The sequence below is a fragment of the Solwaraspora sp. WMMA2101 genome, from assembly GCF_049179175.1.
Classification (GTDB): Bacteria; Actinomycetota; Actinomycetes; order Mycobacteriales; family Micromonosporaceae; genus Micromonospora_E.
In genome coordinates this window covers 232102-248073 of sequence record NZ_JBMHMA010000006.1, presented here as the reverse complement: position 1 = coordinate 248073, position 15972 = coordinate 232102, and the positions used below count along the sequence as shown (strand labels likewise).

General features: G+C 72.7%; 16 protein-coding genes, 1 pseudogene and 2 riboswitches. Of the genes and pseudogenes, 9 read left to right on the top strand and 8 right to left on the bottom strand.

The annotated features are described in order from the left end of the window. Positions 1-53 precede the first annotated feature (53 nt). The 4 genes and pseudogenes from ACN28F_RS01635 to adhE form a co-directional block, all read left to right on the top strand. Positions 54-503, top strand: a pseudogene (locus tag ACN28F_RS01635) (ASCH domain-containing protein); the annotation flags it as partial. Then, positions 477-1235, top strand: coding sequence for a maleylpyruvate isomerase family mycothiol-dependent enzyme (locus ACN28F_RS01630; RefSeq protein WP_421361214.1), 759 nt, complete (start codon positions 477-479; stop codon positions 1233-1235). The pseudogene ACN28F_RS01635 and the gene ACN28F_RS01630, both read left to right, overlap by 27 nt. Before the next feature lie 108 nt (positions 1236-1343). Next, positions 1344-2132, top strand: coding sequence for a helix-hairpin-helix domain-containing protein (locus tag ACN28F_RS01625; RefSeq protein ID WP_289206378.1), 789 nt, complete (start codon positions 1344-1346; stop codon positions 2130-2132). A 159-nt stretch (positions 2133-2291) separates the two neighbouring features. Then, a complete protein-coding gene (gene adhE / locus ACN28F_RS01620; RefSeq protein WP_421356882.1) occupies positions 2292-5072 on the top strand; it encodes a bifunctional acetaldehyde-CoA/alcohol dehydrogenase in 2781 nt (926 codons plus the stop codon). Here adhE and ACN28F_RS01615 read toward each other — a convergent pair. The 6 genes from ACN28F_RS01615 to ACN28F_RS01590 all read right to left on the bottom strand — a co-directional run bounded on the left by ACN28F_RS01615 (position 5005) and on the right by ACN28F_RS01590 (position 8887). Then, complete coding sequence (locus tag ACN28F_RS01615) at positions 5005-5595, bottom strand: hypothetical protein (RefSeq protein ID WP_421356881.1); 591 nt, start codon at positions 5593-5595, stop codon at positions 5005-5007. The genes adhE and ACN28F_RS01615 overlap by 68 nt on opposite strands. A gap of 30 nt (positions 5596-5625) precedes the next feature. Further along, complete coding sequence (locus tag ACN28F_RS01610; RefSeq protein ID WP_421356880.1) at positions 5626-6249, bottom strand: hypothetical protein; 624 nt, start codon at positions 6247-6249, stop codon at positions 5626-5628. After that, positions 6246-7229, bottom strand: coding sequence for a LuxR C-terminal-related transcriptional regulator (locus ACN28F_RS01605; RefSeq protein WP_421356879.1), 984 nt, complete (start codon positions 7227-7229; stop codon positions 6246-6248). Before ACN28F_RS01605 ends, ACN28F_RS01610 begins: the two co-directional genes overlap by 4 nt. Positions 7230-7525: 296 nt before the next feature. Next, positions 7526-7867: a hypothetical protein gene (locus tag ACN28F_RS01600; RefSeq protein ID WP_421361212.1), complete on the bottom strand. Its 342-nt coding sequence runs from the start codon at positions 7865-7867 to the stop codon at positions 7526-7528. A 47-nt stretch (positions 7868-7914) separates the two neighbouring features. After that, on the bottom strand, positions 7915-8670 hold the full coding sequence (locus ACN28F_RS01595) for a CbtA family protein (protein WP_421356878.1): 756 nt from the start codon (positions 8668-8670) through the stop codon (positions 7915-7917). Positions 8671-8686: 16 nt separating this feature from the next. Further along, positions 8687-8887, bottom strand: coding sequence for a CbtB domain-containing protein (locus tag ACN28F_RS01590; RefSeq protein ID WP_421356877.1), 201 nt, complete (start codon positions 8885-8887; stop codon positions 8687-8689). Positions 8888-8919: 32 nt separating this feature from the next. Continuing rightward, a riboswitch (cobalamin riboswitch) is annotated at positions 8920-9096 on the bottom strand. A gap of 112 nt (positions 9097-9208) precedes the next feature. Further along, positions 9209-9336, top strand: a riboswitch (cobalamin riboswitch). Positions 9337-9416: 80 nt separating this feature from the next. Here ACN28F_RS01590 and ACN28F_RS01585 point away from each other — a divergent pair. The 3 genes from ACN28F_RS01585 to ACN28F_RS01575 are packed head-to-tail and all read left to right on the top strand — an operon-like array spanning position 9417 to position 13437. Further along, positions 9417-11441, top strand: a complete 2025-nt coding sequence (locus ACN28F_RS01585; RefSeq protein ID WP_421356876.1) for a VWA domain-containing protein — start codon at positions 9417-9419, stop codon at positions 11439-11441. Then, on the top strand, positions 11441-12043 hold the full coding sequence (cobO, locus tag ACN28F_RS01580) for a cob(I)yrinic acid a,c-diamide adenosyltransferase (RefSeq protein ID WP_289206371.1): 603 nt from the start codon (positions 11441-11443) through the stop codon (positions 12041-12043). Before ACN28F_RS01585 ends, cobO begins: the two co-directional genes overlap by 1 nt. Continuing rightward, on the top strand, positions 12037-13437 hold the full coding sequence (locus tag ACN28F_RS01575; RefSeq protein ID WP_421356875.1) for a cobyrinate a,c-diamide synthase: 1401 nt from the start codon (positions 12037-12039) through the stop codon (positions 13435-13437). Before cobO ends, ACN28F_RS01575 begins: the two co-directional genes overlap by 7 nt. Positions 13438-13471: 34 nt before the next feature. On the opposite strand, the gene ACN28F_RS01570 is transcribed toward ACN28F_RS01575, so the two are convergent. Beyond that, a complete protein-coding gene (locus tag ACN28F_RS01570) occupies positions 13472-14032 on the bottom strand; it encodes a TetR/AcrR family transcriptional regulator (protein WP_289206369.1) in 561 nt (186 codons plus the stop codon). A gap of 116 nt (positions 14033-14148) precedes the next feature. Between ACN28F_RS01570 and ACN28F_RS01565 the strand changes: the two genes are divergently transcribed. Together ACN28F_RS01565 and ACN28F_RS01560 are read left to right on the top strand one after the other, a co-directional pair. Continuing rightward, positions 14149-14367 carry a DUF2277 domain-containing protein gene (locus ACN28F_RS01565; protein WP_421356874.1) on the top strand — a complete coding sequence of 73 codons (219 nt, stop codon included), beginning with the start codon at positions 14149-14151 and terminating at the stop codon, positions 14365-14367. A gap of 143 nt (positions 14368-14510) precedes the next feature. Next, a complete protein-coding gene (locus ACN28F_RS01560; RefSeq protein ID WP_421356873.1) occupies positions 14511-15140 on the top strand; it encodes a hypothetical protein in 630 nt (209 codons plus the stop codon). On the opposite strand, the gene ACN28F_RS01555 is transcribed toward ACN28F_RS01560, so the two are convergent. Continuing rightward, entirely contained in the window at positions 15106-15852 is a 747-nt protein-coding gene (locus tag ACN28F_RS01555) for a DUF2306 domain-containing protein (protein ID WP_421356872.1), read from the bottom strand. The genes ACN28F_RS01560 and ACN28F_RS01555 overlap by 35 nt on opposite strands. Positions 15853-15972 lie beyond the last annotated feature (120 nt).

Here is a 15972-nt window from a genome sequence, read left to right as displayed (position 1 = left end):
CGGTGCACTGCGGGGGCAGGGCCGGTGACACCGGCCGTCAGTAGACTGCCGCTGTGACAGCCGAGGCGGGCCGTGGCGCCGGTCAGGACGTACCGAGTCGGCACGATGATCTGCCGCCCGCGCAGTTCGCGTTCCCCGGGCCGCTGCGGGACCGACTGGTCGCGGCGATCCTCACCGGCGCGAAGACCGCGACGTCCGGACTGCTGCGTGAGTACGAGCACGACGACGAGCCGCTGCCGCTGCCCGGGGACCGGTCCGTCCTGGTGGATTCGGCGGACCGGCCGTGCGCGGTGCTGGAAACCACCGGTGTACGGGTGGTCCCGTTGGCCGAGGTGGACCTGGCGCACGCCGTGGACGAGGGCGAAGGGTTCGCCGACGTGGCCGCCTGGCGTCGGGCGCACGTCGGCTTCTGGCAGTCGGCGCCGATGCGGGCAGCACTGGGTGACGACACCTTCACCGTCGACGACCGGACCATGGTGGTGGCCGAACGGTTCCGGGTGGTGCAGCGGATCTGGCGGGCCGACGAAGTGGCGGCCGCCTACGCGGCGGAGAGCCGGGCGATGGTCGACGCGCTGCGGACGGTCCCGGCGACACATTTCGACCGGCCGACCCGGTGTGCGCCATGGACGGTGAAGGAACTGCTGGGACACACGGTGATTGCGTCGTTCCGTACCGTGGAGATGCTTGCCTGCGACGGGCCTACCGCCGGTCCCGGCGGCCTGGTGGACGCGATCGGCTACTACGTGGCGGATGCCCGGTTCCGTCCCGACGTGGACGGGGCCCGGGTCGTCGACGCCCAGCGGTGGGCGGCGGCCCGGACGGTCGACGGCGCGGTCGACGAGCTCGCGGCCCGGACGGCGAGCGCCACCGCGCACGTCGCGGCCGCACCGATGGACCGGCTGGTCGTCACCCGGCACGGTGATCCGATGACCCTGACCGACTTCCAGGCCACCCGGGTCGTCGAGTTGGCCGTCCACGGTGTCGACCTCGCCGACGGCCTCGGTGTCAATCCGTGGCTGACCGACGCGGCGGCCGACCTGGTGGTGGCTCTGGCGGCGGGCACCACGCTGGCACCGGTGCGCGCGGCACGCGGATGGGACCGGGCACATCTGCTACGGGCCGTCACCGGCCGGGTCGGTCTGGCCCCGGCTGATTCGTCGGCGGTGCGACCAGCCGGCGTTCGCGCGCCGTACTTCGGCGGTACGCACCGTTCCTCGACAGTCGGCGAAGAGTAGCGAAGCATCCCTGCCCTCGTCACGTCCTGCCGCTGCCCGTAGTTTGACAGCGGCAAGGCCACAACGAGACCCTTTCGCAATTCTGACTTTTTGCCGCTGGAGGTTGCCGTGGACTGGTCCCTCGGAAACGTACTGATTCTGCTGGTCGTCGTGCTGCTCGGTGCGGTCGCCGGTTGGCTCGTGATGAGCCGCCGGTCCGCAGCCGCGGGCACCGCCGAGCCACCCGCCGGGCCCGGGAAGTCGACGGCCGACACCCCGGCGGCTGTCGACACCCCGGCACCTGTCGACACTCCAGCGGCGACGGCAGCCGCTGACGGCCCGGATCCCCAGCCGACCACGGAGACCGCCCCCGCCGCGACGACCACCGTCGACTCGACGTCCACGGCGGAACCGGCAGCGACGCCCGATGTGACGGTGCCGTCGCCACGTGCCGAGTCCGCGCCGATCGAGACCGAGCCGGCGGCGGCGGAGCCGGTGGTCGCCGAGTCTGTGCCCGCCGTCGAGCCGCAGCCGGTGGCAGCCGCGCCTGAGCCGGTCGCCGTCGTAGAACCCGAGCCAGCGGTCGTGGAGCCTGCGCCGGTCGACGCTGCCGCTGAGCCGGCCGTCGTCGAGCCAGTTGCCGCCGCTGAGCCGGCCGTCGTCGAGCCGGCCCCGCTCACCGCCCCGGCGACTGTGGATTCCGGACCCGCCGACGACTTCCGTCGGATCGAGGGCATCGGGCCGAAGATGGCCGCCGCCCTGCAGTCCGCCGGCATCCGTACGTACGACGAGCTGGGCGCGACCGACGAGGCGACCCTGCGTGCGGCGGTGCGCGCCGCCGGCGTCCGGGCCACCGCGAGCCTGCCGAGCTGGCCGGCCCGGGCGCGGGAGCTCGCGGCGGCGCGGTCCGGCACCTGACCGCCGCGACCGGTCACCGGGGTGCGGGTGGAACCGGTGACCTAGGTCCCGACGACCGGGGACGTACGGCGGCAGCGCGCGATCACCGTCCGGAGTGACGATGAGGGTGAGCACCGGCGGCAAGGTGCCGCCGGTGCTGACCGAACGAGGTGATCGGAAATGACCGCAGGCGTCCAGGTGTCCACGAAGCCGGCCGTGTCGACCGAGACGCAGATCGCGATCGACGCCCTCGTGGCGGCGGCGTCCAAGGCGCTCGACGACTACGCAGAGTTCGATCAGGAGCGGATCGACACGATCGTCGGAAAGGCATCGGTCGCCGCGCTCGGTCGCCACAGCGACCTCGCCCGGATGGCGGTGCAGGAAACCGGCCGCGGCGTCTTCGAGGACAAAGCGGTGAAGAACATCTTCGCCTGCGAACACGTCACGCACAGCATGGCGACGTTGAAGACCGTCGGTGTGGTCGGTCGCGACGACATCAGCGGCATCGTCGAGATCGCCGAACCCGTCGGCGTGATCTGCGGGGTCACCCCGGTCACCAACCCGACGTCGACGACCATCTTCAAGGCCCTGCTGGCGTTGAAGACCCGCAACCCGATCATCTTCGCCTTCCACCCGGCCGCCCAACGGTGCAGCGCCGAAGCGGCCCGGGTGGTCCGCGACGCGGCGATCGCCGCCGGTGCGCCGGCCCACTGCATCCAGTGGATCGAGCACCCGTCGGTCGAGGCCACCGGCGCGTTGATGCGCCACGACGGGGTCGCGCTGATCCTGGCCACCGGCGGCAACGGCATGGTCCGGGCGGCGTACTCGGCCGGCAAGCCAGCGCTGGGCGTCGGCGCCGGCAACGTCCCGGCGTACCTGGAGCGGACGGCGAAACTGGCCCGGGCCGTCAACGACGTGGTGCTGTCCAAGTCGTTCGACAACGGCATGGTCTGCGCCTCCGAGCAGGCGGTCATCGTCGACGACGAGATCTACGAACCGGCGATGGCCGAGTTCGCCACGCTGCACGCGCACCGGGCGACCCCGCAGCAGAAACGCCAACTGGAGGAGCTGCTGTTCGGGGTCGCCGCCGGCTCGGCGGGCTGCGCCGGGGCCGCGCTCAACCCGGCCGTCGTCGGGCAGTCGCCGGTCTGGATCGCCCAGCAAGCGGGCTTCACGGTGCCCGCCGACACGTCGATCATCCTGGTCGAGGTCGACGAGGTCGGCCCGGCCGAGCCGTTGACCCGGGAGAAGCTCTGCCCGGTGCTGGCGGTGCTGCGCGCCGACGGGCACGCCACCGGCATCCGGTACGCCGAACAGATGGTCGAGTTCCACGGCCTCGGCCACAGCGCCGTCATCCATACCAGCGACGCCGCCCTCGCCGAGGAGTTCGGCCGCCGGGTCAAGGCGGTACGGATCATCTGGAACGCTCCGGCCTCGCAGGGTGCGATCGGTGACATGTACAACGCGATCGCACCGTCGCTGACCCTGGGCTGCGGCAGCTACGGGCGCAACTCGGTGTCGAACAACGTGACTGCGGTGAACCTGCTCAACATCAAACGGGTGGCCCGGCGGACGAACAACCTGCAGTGGTTCAAGGTGCCGCCGAAGATCTACTTCGAACCGCACGCGATCCGGTACCTGGCCGACATGCCGGACGTGCACCGGGTCACCGTGGTCACCGACGCGACGATGACCCGGCTCGGGTTCGTCGACCGGGTCCTGACCGTGCTGCAGGGCCGGGCGCAGCGGGTGGCGCTGCAGATCATCGACACCGTCGAGCCGGAGCCGAGCATCCGTACCGTCGATGCCGGTGCCGAGCAGATGCGTCACTTCCGCCCGGACACCATCATCGCCCTCGGCGGCGGCTCGGTGATGGACGCGGCCAAGGTGATGTGGCTGCGCTACGAACACCCCGGGGTGGTCTTCGCCGACATGCGGGAGAAGTTCTTCGACATCCGCAAGCGGGCGTTCACCTTCCCTGCACCGGGTGAGCTGGCCAAGCTGGTCTGCATTCCGACCACATCGGGGACCGGGGCCGAGGTCACCCCGTTCGCGGTGATCACCGACACGGTGACCGGTAAGAAGTACCCGCTGGCCGACTACGCGCTCACCCCGAACGTGGCGATCATCGACCCGGTGCTCGCCGCCGACCTGCCACCGGTGGTCACCGCCGACAGCGGATTCGACGCGCTGACCCACGCCACCGAGTCGTACGTGTCCGTGTACGCCAACGACTACACCGACGGGCTCGCCCTGCAGGCGATCCGGCTGATCTTCGCCCACCTGGAGCGGGCGGTGCGGCACGGTGCCGCCGACCCCGAGGCCAGGGAGAAGATGCACAACGCCGGGACGATCGCCGGGATGGCGTTCGGCAACGCCTTCCTCGGCATCGTGCACGCCATGTCGCACACCCTCGGCGCGACGTTCCACATCGCCCACGGCCGGACCAACGCGATCCTGATGCCGCACGTGATCCGGTACAACGGGGCCCGCCCCGGCAAGCTGTCCGGCTGGCCGAAGTACGAGAACTACCGGGCCCCGGAACGTTTCCAGGAGATCGCCCGGATGCTCGGCCTGCCGGCCGCCACCCCAGCTGAGGGCGTCGAGTCGTACGCGGCCGCCGTCGAACGGCTGCGCGACGCGGTCGGCATCGAACCGTCGTTCCAGGCCGTCGGGGTCGACGAGGCGTCGTTCCTGGCCAGCCTGCCGCAGCAGGCGGTCAACGCGTACGAGGACCAGTGCGCGCCGGCCAACCCACGGATGCCGATGCTCGACGACATGCAACAGCTCATGCGGACCGCCTACTACGGCACGAGCGGCACCGACAACGGGAACCGGCCGGACACCGATACCGGCGCAGCCGGCCCGGTCACCGGTGCCGGTGCCGGTGCCGTCAGACGCAGTTGGCACAGCCGGGGTCCGGTACGTCCGGTGTTCCGTCGTAGATCACCGTTGCTGTAGCCAGCACCAGCGGATCGTTGACCGGGATGGACTCGACGACGAGGCCGTCGGGGCCCTCGCTGAGCCGGGCGCAGCCCATCCTGACGTTGCTCGTGAGCAGCGCGCACACCCCGACACCGTCGGCGACGGGTCTGTTGCCGACGAGGAGCTGGACGCCGACGGTGGGACGGTCGACGAGGAAACTTTTCAGCTGCGAGGTGTAGACGACCGGGATCTCGTCGGGCCAGTAGACCGCCAGAGCGTACTTGCTGTCGGTTATGTACGTTCCGCAGCGGGTCACCGTACCCAGGACCAAGCCGCCCCGCGGCGGATCGACGTAGGCCTGATCGAATTCGGCGGTGGCGCACGTAGCCGGAATCCACGGGTCGATGTGCGGTGGTGGCGGATCCTTGAGGCCGGGCACCCCAGCCGTGGACGCATCGGGTGCCAACGCCTCAGCGGTAGCTGGCCCGGGCATGGCCGTAGCCACCACGAGCACGACACCAGTCAGCCAGAGAACCGCCTGGCGGATGCTCCGAATCACTGTGACTCCTTCGTGGTTCGCTGTCAGTGCTCAGGACGGCGCCTCGACGCAGTTGGCGCAGCCAGGCATCGGATGGCCCTCCGGCCGTGGGCTGCCGTCGAAGATGACGGCGCGGTCGACCAACGGATCGTCCACCGCGACCGGCTCCACCTCCGGCATCGTTTGCCCAGCGGAGACGATCTTGACGCAGTCGAGCCGCGCGGTGCTGGTCCGTAGCAGGCACACCGTCGAACCAGTGGGGGTCGCCGGACGGATCAGGACCCACAGCGAGGTGTCGCCGGTGGGCGAGTACGGTACCAGTTGATGTCCGTGGACGAAGCTGACATCGCGGTCGTTCCGAAAAGTGGCGACCGCGAACGCGCTGTCCAGCTTGTACGGCGTACAGGTCGTCGCCGACACGTCGATGTGCATGCCGAGCTGTGGATCGTGCCCGACGTCGCCGAAGCTGGCGTGGGCGCACGGCGCGGTGATCCACTGGTGGCCGCCGGTGGTCGGGACAACCGGGACCGGCTGACTGGTCATCGGGGACAGCGAGCCGATCGGAGTCAGGATGATCGACGCCGTGCCGATGCCGGTCATCGCGATGGCAGTCAGCGTGGCGAGGCCGATGGCCAGGAACGCTGCGACCCGGGCACGAGCAGGCCCCATCGTCATGCCCCCTCCTCGGTCGGGCCGGCCGGCTGCGTTCGGCGTACGGGCGGCAGCGGTGCGGTACCCGAGGCACCGAGCAGGATCGCCAGTTGGAAGCGGTTCTCGACACCGAGGCGGTCCATCAGGTTGCGCATCGTGTACGCCACGGTCCGTAGACTCAGCCGCAGCTCCTCGGCGGCGGAGGCGTCGGTGTGTCCGGAAGCGAGGAGCGCGACCAGCGCCTGCTCTCGCGGGGTGAGTGTGATCGCAGGTCTCCCTCCTGGACCGGACCGGCGTGCCTGCGCCCACAAACGGTCGAACAACGCGCACAACTGGTCGACGGCGACCGCGTCCGCGGTCTCCACGTACCCCGCTTCGAAATTGAGCGGATCAACGGGGAACAGGGCGATCCGGCGGTCGTACACCAGCAGTTTGATCGGTGGATCGGGCAGCTCCCGGACCCGTTCGGGGTCGGCGGTGTCGAGCTGGGCCAGATGATGGAGACTGTGGTCGTCGACAGTGGGCGGTCGCTGCAGCACCCGGACCCGGACGCCGCGTTCCACCTGCCGACGGTCCAGCGGAAGCGCGGCCGCCGAGGCCGCCGCGCTGATCACCTCGGTGTTGATGGTCAGATGTTCGTGCCGTTCGGCGGCGACCAGCCGCTGCACCCGGTCCCGGGCGGCGGCCCGGCTGACCAGGCGGCGTACCGTCGGGTCGTCCGGGCCGGGCAGGTCGATGCCGTGCATCGCACGGAAGTGCTGGCGCCAGATGTCGCGTCGCCGTACCGGTCGGGTGGGCTGGCGTAGCCGGGCGAGGACCGTGCCGGCCGGTGCCGCTCGCCACCGGCCGCCAGCCGCCACCCCCGCCGCCGACCAGCTGGTCAGCTCGTCGAGTGCGACCTTGACCCGTTTGCGTGCCAATCCCAGCTCGTGAGCGAGTTCCTCGTCGTCGCGTGCGCCGAACATGGTCAGCGCCCGGAAGACGAGGTCGGCGTCGGGCGACACGCCCCACCTGGTCAGCTGTGGAACCGCCGTCGCGTCGTGTGTCGTGATGGTCCGCGTTCCCCGTGTCACAGACATCAGCTCAACACAGCCATGCGGTCGTGGAGAAGCCCACGGCTCGGGGCGGTTGCACAATCATGCAACCAGTTCGGGACGGAACTTGCCGCAACCGCCCGGGACGGACGACCGTCGTGCAGGCAGGTGAACGTTCGGGGGCGTTGCTTGCCAGCCGCGACCACTCGGCTGGCAGGCAACGGCGACGGCGGCAGGCAACGGTGGCCGGCGACGGCGCGACGTCGTCAGGACTCCGGGGTCGATCTGCCCCACCGGGGCGCGGCGAACCGCAGCCCGGTGAGCTGCCCGGACGGCGCGGCCAGCCCCGGTCCGCCGGCGGTGACCCACCGCGCGACGGCGGACACCGCCGCGTCGTCGAGCACCCCGCCCAGCCAGACCGGCCGGGCCCCCAGCAGACGCGCCAGTGGTGCCGGCTGGACCACGACCACGTTGGACCGGTCGCAGGCGTTGAGACACTCTGACACCTGCACCGGTCCGGCTGTGCGCAGAACGTCGAGCTGGCGGTCATGGTCCACGTCGGGGTGCTTGCGGCGGGTGCCGCAGCAGCATCCCCGGCAGACCGTCACCCGGGCCGACTGCCCCAGTGGGCCACGCCCCGCGTCGGCGTGCGTCGTCACGCGACGTCGGCGGTGACCGGCCGCCGGTGGCCGGCGCGGGCGGGGGTGAGCAGCAGCCCGAACACCACCCCGAGGACCGTCCACATCATGGCGAGCTGTGCCAGTGACGCCAGGCGGAACTCCCACAGCAGCGCCGCCGGGATGTCGCCCGGCACCTCGACGCCGGTGGCCGGCCAGAGCGTCAGCAGCAGCGTGTACCCGACGACGGCGACGACCGTCGCGACCACGGCCCGGTACGGCGCGGGCCGCGACCAGGCGGCCAGCCGCCGGTGCACCAGCAGAGCCAGCCAGGTGACCGCCGCCGCCGCGACGATGAACGACAGGTACTGGCCGGTGCGTTGGTTGACGGTGTCGGGGTCACCGACGCCGGGCGGGTTCGCCGGGAAACGGATGGCCGGCAGCAACGCCACCACGACGAAGCCGAGCCCGGCCAGCAGCCCGACCCGGCGGAAGTCGTCGCGGCCGGGCAGCAGGTGCCGGGTCGCGCCGAAGACCACGGCGACGATCACCGCCAGGCAGACCGCGACCGCGACGGTCGCGACGAGTCCACCGAGGACCTGCACGCCCCGGCTGACCAGTTCCTCCTCGTGGCCGTGCCCGCCGCCCGGCGCGGCCCGGCCCTCCTCGACGACCAGCGCCGATTCGATCCGGGGTTCGACGATCAGCAGGGCCGCCGCCGCGCCGGCCACCCCGGCGGCGAGCCCGGCGAGCAGACCACGACGCAGTACGGTGCCGAACGGGTGACCGCTCATGTGAGCCGACCCCCGATCAGTGGCACGGGACGCCGAGGGCGTGCCGGCCGTCGTGGGTGAACTCGTGCACGAACTCGGCGGCGCCGGCCAGCACCAGCCCGTTGTCCTGCGCGACCAGGTAGATGACGACCGCCGCGACGGCGGCCAGCAGCCAGCCGGCCAGCGGTACGCGGATGGCGGGGGTGGTGGCCTCGCCGCCGACAGAAGGTGCAGTCATGCCAGGGAATCCTCTCGTCCATGCCTCGTGGCGATGCGGTGCGTGCCACGGCCGGTCTCCTGGCTCCCGGATCGTCGCGGCCGTCCCGCCTTCCCAAGCCGTCTTCGTCGGCCCAGTGGCGTGGTGGAACGGACACTCCCCGGTCACAGTGGCGAGGACCACGCCGGAATCACACCGGCTTCCCGAACACCGTGGCCCGCGCAGCGTACCGCCGGTCCGCCCGGCCGGACAATGCCCACCGTCACGACCAGCGCAGGGACCGGGGCCACATTGACGGTGACCCGAGTGGTGGGGGAGCATGGCCGGCACGAGCGGTACGCGGAGGAACCCGGTGCGAATCCGGGGCGGTCCCGCCACTGTGACCGGGGAGTCACGTCCCCATGAGACAGCCACTGCCACGACGGCGGGAAGGCTCGGGACGTGATGTCGATCCGGCAGCCAGGAGACTCCGGCCGCTCCCTGGTCCACCGGCACGCGGGCGTGGACACCCGCGGAAGGGATTCACCATGCGCACCTGTTGGTGCCCGGCATGACGCCGTACCCGTTCTCCGCCATCGTGGGCCTGCCCGAGTTGCGGCAGGCGCTGGTGCTCGCGGCGGTGCACCCCGGCATCGGCGGGGTGCTGATCCGTGGCGAGAAGGGTACCGCGAAGTCGACGATGGTCCGGGCCCTGGCCAGCCTGCTGCCACCGGTCGACCGGGTCGCCGGTTGCCGGTTCGGCTGCGACCCGGCGGCCACCGACCCGGCCTGCCCCGATGGTCCGCACACTGGGCCGATCACCGCCCGGGGCGGGCCGGCCGCGCTGGTCGAGTTGCCGGTCGGTGCCACCGAGGACCGGGTGGTCGGGACGTTGGACATCCAGCGGGTGCTCAGCGCCGGGGCGAAGGCGTACGAGCCGGGGCTGCTCGCCGCCGCGCACCGGGGCCTGCTCTACGTCGACGAGGTCAACCTGCTGCCGGACCACCTGGTCGATCTGCTGCTGGACGCGGCGGCGATGGGCCGCGCACACGTCGAACGCGACGGGGTGTCGGTCAGCCACGCCGCCCGGTTCCTGCTGGTCGGCACGATGAACCCGGAGGAGGGGGAGCCGCGCCCGCAGCTGTTGGACCGTTTCGGGTTGGTCGTGTCGGTGACCGCGCCGACCGAGGTGGCCGACCGGGCCGAGGTGGTCCGCCGCCGGCTGGCCTACGAGGCCGACCCAGCGGCCTTCGCGGCCCGCTGGCGGTCCGCCGACGACGACCTCGCACAGCGGGTACGCGTGGCGCGGGCCGCCCTGCCGGCGGTGACCCTGCCGGACGCGGAGATCGACCGGATCGCCCGGATCTGTCTGGCGTACCAGGTGGACGGGCTGCGGGCGGACATCGTGATGGCCCGTGCCGCCGTGGCCCTGGCCGCCTGGCGTGACCTGCCGGCGGTCACCGCCGCCGAGGTCACCGACGCCGCCCGGCTGGCCCTGCCGCACCGGCGGCGACGGGATCCGCTGGATCCGCCCGGTGCCGACGCGCAGCGTCTCGACGAGGTGTTGCGTGACGAGTGTCCCGACGACGATCCGGACCCCGCACCGCCGCCCCCGGGACGCCCCGCGCCGCCGGACGGTACGCCGCCGACCAGCGCGGACGGACCCCCACCGCAGGCGGCCGACGGCGGCGGCGACGGCCGTGACGGTGAAGGCCACGACGGCCAGGAGGGTGCCCGCCGCGACGGCCGCGAAGGTCAGAGCCGTGCCGGCCAGGAGGGTGCCGACCGCGACGACGACGGCACAGCCGGATCGGCGACCGCCCCGGCGGCGGCCGGTCCGGCGTACCGGCCCCGGACGCTGCGGCTGCCCGGACTCGGCGACGGCGGCACGCCCGGCCGGCGGTCGGCCGCCCACGCGGACCGGGGCCGGGTGGTCGGCGCCACGACGCCGACCGGGCGGGTGTCGGCCCTGCACCTACCGGCCACGGTGCGCGCCACCGCGTCGCGTGGTGGCCGGCGGATCGTCCCCGCCGATCTGCGTCAGGCCCGTTTCGTCGGCAAGGAAGCGAATCTGATCCTGTTCGTGGTCGACGCCTCGGGTTCGATGGCGGCCCGGCACCGGATGGCCGTGGTCAAGACCGCTGTGCTGTCGCTGCTGCGCGACGCGTACCACCGGCGCGACCGGGTCGGCATGATCACCTTCCGGGGTGCCGGTGCCGACGTGGTACTGCCGCCGACCAGCAGCCACGAGGTCGCTGTCACCCGGTTGGCGCAGCTGCGCACCGGGGGGCGTACCCCCATTGCCGCCGGATTGCGCGCCGCCGCGACCACCGTCGCCGCCGAGCGCCGTCGGGATCCGCGTCGCCGGCCGCTGGTTCTGCTGGTCACCGACGGGCGGGCGACTGCCGGCCCGGATCCGACGACGCTGGCGCCGTTGCTCGCCGGCACCCCGATGGTGGTGCTCGACTGCGAGGCCGGCCCGGTGCGGCTCGGTCTGGCCCGCCGGCTCGCTGCCGGCTTCACCGCGCAGTGGCTGCCGCTGGCCGCGCTGTCGGCGGCGGGTTCACAGGTCCACGACCGGCGGAGGGCTGCCTGATGCCACAGGGTAAACCGGAACATGTCCCCGACGACGGGCTGACCACCCGGGCCCGGCGTCGTCAGCCGGTGCTCGCCGTGCACACCGGGCCGGGTAAGGGCAAGTCGACGGCGGCGTTCGGCATGGCGTTGCGGGCCTGGTCGGCCGGCTGGCCGGTGGTGGTCTACCAGTTCGTCAAGTCTCCGAAGTGGAAGGTTGGCGAGGAGGCGGCCCTGCGTACCCTCGGTGCCTCGGGCCAGGGAGCGCCGGTGACCTGGCACAAGATGGGGGAGGGCTGGTCCTGGATCCAGCGCCCCGGCACCGAACGCGACCACGCCGCCGAGGCCGCCGAAGGCTGGGCGCAGATCCGGCGGGATCTGGCCGCCGAGGCGTACCGGTTCTACGTGCTGGACGAGTTCACCTATCCGATCACCTGGGGGTGGATCGACGTCGCCGAGGTGGTGTCCGTGCTGCGGCAGCGGCCGGGCAGCCAGCATGTGGTGATCACCGGCCGTAACGCCGCGCCGGAGCTGATCGACCTCGCCGACCTGGTCACCGAGATGACCAAGGTCAAACATCCGATGGACGCCGGGCGCAAGGGCCAGCAGGGCATCGAGTGGTAGCCGTACCCCGGCTGGTGATCGCCGCCCCCGGTTCCGGCCACGGCAAGACCACGGTGGCCACCGGCCTGCTCGCCGCCTTCGCCGCCCGCGGCCTCCGGGTAGCCGGGTTCAAGGTCGGCCCGGACTACATCGATCCCGGCTACCACGCGCTCGCCTCCGGTCGGCCGGGCCGCAACCTGGACCCGGTCCTGGTCGGCGAGGACCTCGTCGCGCCGCTGTTTGCCCACGGCGCCACCGGCGTCGACCTGGCCGTGGTCGAGGGTGTGATGGGTCTCTACGACGGCCGGGTGGGCGCCGGCGACCTCGGCTCCACGGCGCACGTCGCGGCGCTGCTGGCCGCGCCCGTACTGCTGGTCGTCGACGCGGCCGGGCAGAGCCGTTCGGTGGCCGCCCTGGTGCACGGCTTCCGGTCGTTCGGCCAGGTCCACATCGCCGGGGTGATCCTCAACCGGGTCGGTTCCGACCGGCACGAGCAGGTCCTGCGGGACGCCTGTGAGGAGGTCGGTACCCCGGTGCTCGGCGTGCTGCGCCGGCAGCCGTCGGTCGACACCCCGTCGCGGCACCTGGGTCTGGTGCCGGCGGTCGAACGTACCGTCGAGGCGCGCGCCTCGGTCGCCGCGTTGGCGACGCTGGTCGCCGCGTCGGTGGACCTGGACGCCGTGGCGGCGGTGGCGCGCCGCGCACCCGCGCTGGCGGCCGACGCCTGGTCACCGGCGGCGGCGGTCCGCGCCGTCGCCCCCGGTCTCGACGCCGACGCCGGATCGGTGGCCGCCGGGCGGTGCGCGCCGACCGACCGCCGACCGGTCGTGGCGGTCGCCGCCGGCCCGGCGTTCAGTTTCGGCTACCCGGAGACCGTGGAGCTGTTGACGGCGGCCGGCGCCGAGGTGCGTACCGTCGATCCGGTCCGCGACGAGCGACTGCCCGCCGGCACGGCGGCGCTGGTCGTCGGCGGCGGCTTCCCCGAGGTGTACGCCGGTGAGCTGACCGCCAACGCCGGGTTGCGCTCCCAGGTGGCGGCGGTCGCCGCCACCGGAGCGCCGGTCGTCGCCGAATGTGCCGGCCTGCTGTGGCTGTGCCGCACCCTCGACGGTGCTCCGATGTGCGGGGTGCTGCCGGCGGACGCCCGGATGACGCCCCGGTTGACCCTCGGCTACCGCGACGCGGTGGCGTTGACCGACAGCGTGGCGGTGCCGGTCGGCAGCCGGCTGACCGGGCATGAGTTCCACCGTACCGAGGTGTCGCCGCGCGCTGGCGTGGCGGCGGCGTGGGGGTGGCGTGGTGGCGCGCCGGAGGGTTTCGTCACCGCCGGGGTGCACGCGTCGTACCTGCATCTGCACTGGGCCGCGCGGCCGCAGATCGCGGCCCGGCTGGTCGCCGCCGCGCGCCGGCGGTGACCGCTGCTCCGCGCCGTGCCCGTCCGCTCGCCGGTCAGTCGCGCGGTAGGCTGGCGACGACCATGGCGACGAGCCGGTCGTAGGTCTGCTCCAGGTCCTCCGGCAGGCCGAAGCCGCCGGCGACCTCCAGCGCGACGAAGCCGTGCACGGTCGCCCGCAGGCAGCGGGTGGCGTGGACCGTCGTGGCAGGGTCCAGCCCGTAGCCGCGCAGTACGGCGAGGAACACTTCCAGCAGCCGGGTGCCGGCGGCTGCCGTGGCCGGCTGGCTCAGCGGGTCGGCGGGCATCGCCGCCCAGCGGGCCGGGTGCCGGCGGACGTAGCCGCGGCTGGCGCGCATCAGTGCGGCGACGGCGGCGTCGCGACTCAGCCCGAGGGTGTGCCGGGTGAGTTCGTCGGCGACCTCGTCGAGCACCCGTACGGCGACGAGGGCGCGCAGTTCGGTGAGCCCGCCGCCGACGTGCTTGTAGAGCGACGGGGCGGCGACACCGACCCGGCCGGCGAGTGCGCTGAGCGTCAGCGCGTCGACGCCGTGTTCGTCGATGAGGGCGATCGCGGCGTCCACCAGAGCGTCCGGGGTGAGGCCGACCCTAGGCACGCCGGCCGCCGGGACGAGGTGTCGAACTACCAGTCATAGCCTGAAAGCTAATTGCGTTAGCTGTCGGTGTCAACGCGGGGTCCCGCGACGCCGCCGGGTCAGGCACGATGGAGCGCATGTGCCGAAGCATCAAGACCCTGCGTGAGCCGTACACCCCGGACGTGACCGACGCCGACATCGAGGCCGCCGCCCTGCAGTACGTACGGAAGATCTCCGGCTTCCGCCAGCCGGCCGCTCACAACGCCGAAGCGTTCGACGCGGCCGTGGCCGCCGTCGCCGCCGCCAGCCGTGACCTGCTGGAACGCCTGGTGGTGCGGGCCCCGGCCAGCCGGTAGGCCCGCCGTCGGCCGGGGCACCGCCGCCTCTGTGAGGATTCTTAAGCAAAACTTCAGTCCTGCGGTAGATCCACCCGGTGTCGCCACCCGTACCGGTCGGTGGGCTGCGCCTCGCGCAGCCGTGCGACGAGAGGAGCGGGTGCATGTACGGGTGGGACGTCAGAAGCGGACGGGCGCGCAAGGTGTTCATCGGGGTGGCGGCAGCCGCCCTGCTCGGCGGCGGACTGGCGGTCGGCACCGGGCTGGGCAACGCGGGGGAGAACTGCGACGGTCTGGACACCGCGCTGCGCAACAATCTCAGTTTCATCGCCGACCAGCGGGCCAACCCGGATGCTCTGTCCGCCGACCGGATCGCCAACCGGCAGGCCGTCGTCGACCTGATCCAGCAACGGCGGGCCGCCGCCGGCTGCACGGCCGACGTACAGGCCGACGCCCCGGTCGCGGCCCCGGCCACCCCGGCGGCGCCGCAGCCGGCGCCACCCGGCGGTACGGACACCGGTGCCGCGCCGGACACCGGGGCGCCCGGTGAGGTCGTCTGCGCCGGCTCGACGGTGACTCTGTTCAACGAGGACGCCGCCCCGGCCGCCTCCAGCGGCACCTTCCCGATCGGCACCGTCCTCAAGGTGACCAACCTCGACAACGACCGGAGCGTCACCGTCACGGTGACCAGCCCGTCGGCCAGCTGCGTGCTGCTCAACGACGCCGCCTTCGAACAGGTCCGGGAACCGGGCAAGTTCGTCATCCGGCGGGTCGTGGTCGAGCGGATCCGCTGACCCGTACCGGGTCGCGTCGCCGGCGAGAGCCGGCGGCGCGACGCCGGACGACCCACTCCGCCACCACCACGTTGATCAGCCAACCGGCAGCCATGGTGCCGGTCCGGCCCGACGCCGTCACCGGGCCGACCACAGCCAGCCAGGCCAGCTGGGTGAAGAACTGGGTGCCCGCACCCATCCCGATCGCGTAACCCCGGATCATCCAGGCCCGGTGCGCGGCGAAGTCGCGGCGCCGGACCGCGAGGAATCCGACCCCGACACACGCCGCCATCGCCACACTCACCACCACCCGGATGGCGACCAGCAGCTCGCTGTCGACCGCCGCCGGCGGCAGGAACAGGGTCAGCCACAGGCCGGTACCGGCGGTGAGCAACCCACAGACCACCAGGACCCGCCCGGCGGCCCGGTGCCAGGCCCGGCGGCGTCGCCGCAGGCCCGGCGCGAACTGGAACGCGCCGACGAGGCTGAAAACGGTGACGCTGACGATGTGCGTCACCAGCGCCACCGGGGCAGCGGTGACCCGGTCGCCGTCGGGCACGATGGGCGGCCCGCCGACCAGTTCGGCCAGTCGCAGGCTGCCGGCGACCACCGGCACCAGGCTGAGCAGCACCAACCCGGTGGGGATCAGCCAGTTGGCGGGAGAGGATCGGCCCGCGACGGTGTGGGCGGTGGACCGGGGCATCGACCGTGGATGCGGTACGGGTGTGGACATGCCTCGATCGTCGCGGCGGGGCGGCGAGCGGTCATCGCCGCGCGGGCCGGCGTCGTCCCCGCCGTTGGACGGGGCCGCTCGTCGTACTTGTGGCCGGTACGCCGTCGCGGCCCGCTGCGT

Excerpts from the sequence above, each read along its gene's own strand:
- adhE (WP_421356882.1), top strand. The coding sequence starts at position 2,292 with ATGACCGCAGGCGTCCAGGTGTCCACGAAGCCGGCCGTGTCGACCGAG.
- ACN28F_RS01555 (WP_421356872.1), bottom strand. The coding sequence starts at position 15,852 with ATGTCCACACCCGTACCGCATCCACGGTCGATGCCCCGGTCCACCGCC.
- ACN28F_RS01590 (WP_421356877.1), bottom strand. The coding sequence starts at position 8,887 with ATGACTGCACCTTCTGTCGGCGGCGAGGCCACCACCCCCGCCATCCGC.
- ACN28F_RS01610 (WP_421356880.1), bottom strand. The coding sequence starts at position 6,249 with ATGACGATGGGGCCTGCTCGTGCCCGGGTCGCAGCGTTCCTGGCCATC.
- ACN28F_RS01560 (WP_421356873.1), top strand. The coding sequence starts at position 14,511 with ATGTACGGGTGGGACGTCAGAAGCGGACGGGCGCGCAAGGTGTTCATC.
- ACN28F_RS01565 (WP_421356874.1), top strand. The coding sequence starts at position 14,149 with ATGTGCCGAAGCATCAAGACCCTGCGTGAGCCGTACACCCCGGACGTG.
- ACN28F_RS01595 (WP_421356878.1), bottom strand. The coding sequence starts at position 8,670 with ATGAGCGGTCACCCGTTCGGCACCGTACTGCGTCGTGGTCTGCTCGCC.
- cobO (WP_289206371.1), top strand. The coding sequence starts at position 11,441 with ATGCCACAGGGTAAACCGGAACATGTCCCCGACGACGGGCTGACCACC.
- ACN28F_RS01585 (WP_421356876.1), top strand. The coding sequence starts at position 9,417 with ATGACGCCGTACCCGTTCTCCGCCATCGTGGGCCTGCCCGAGTTGCGG.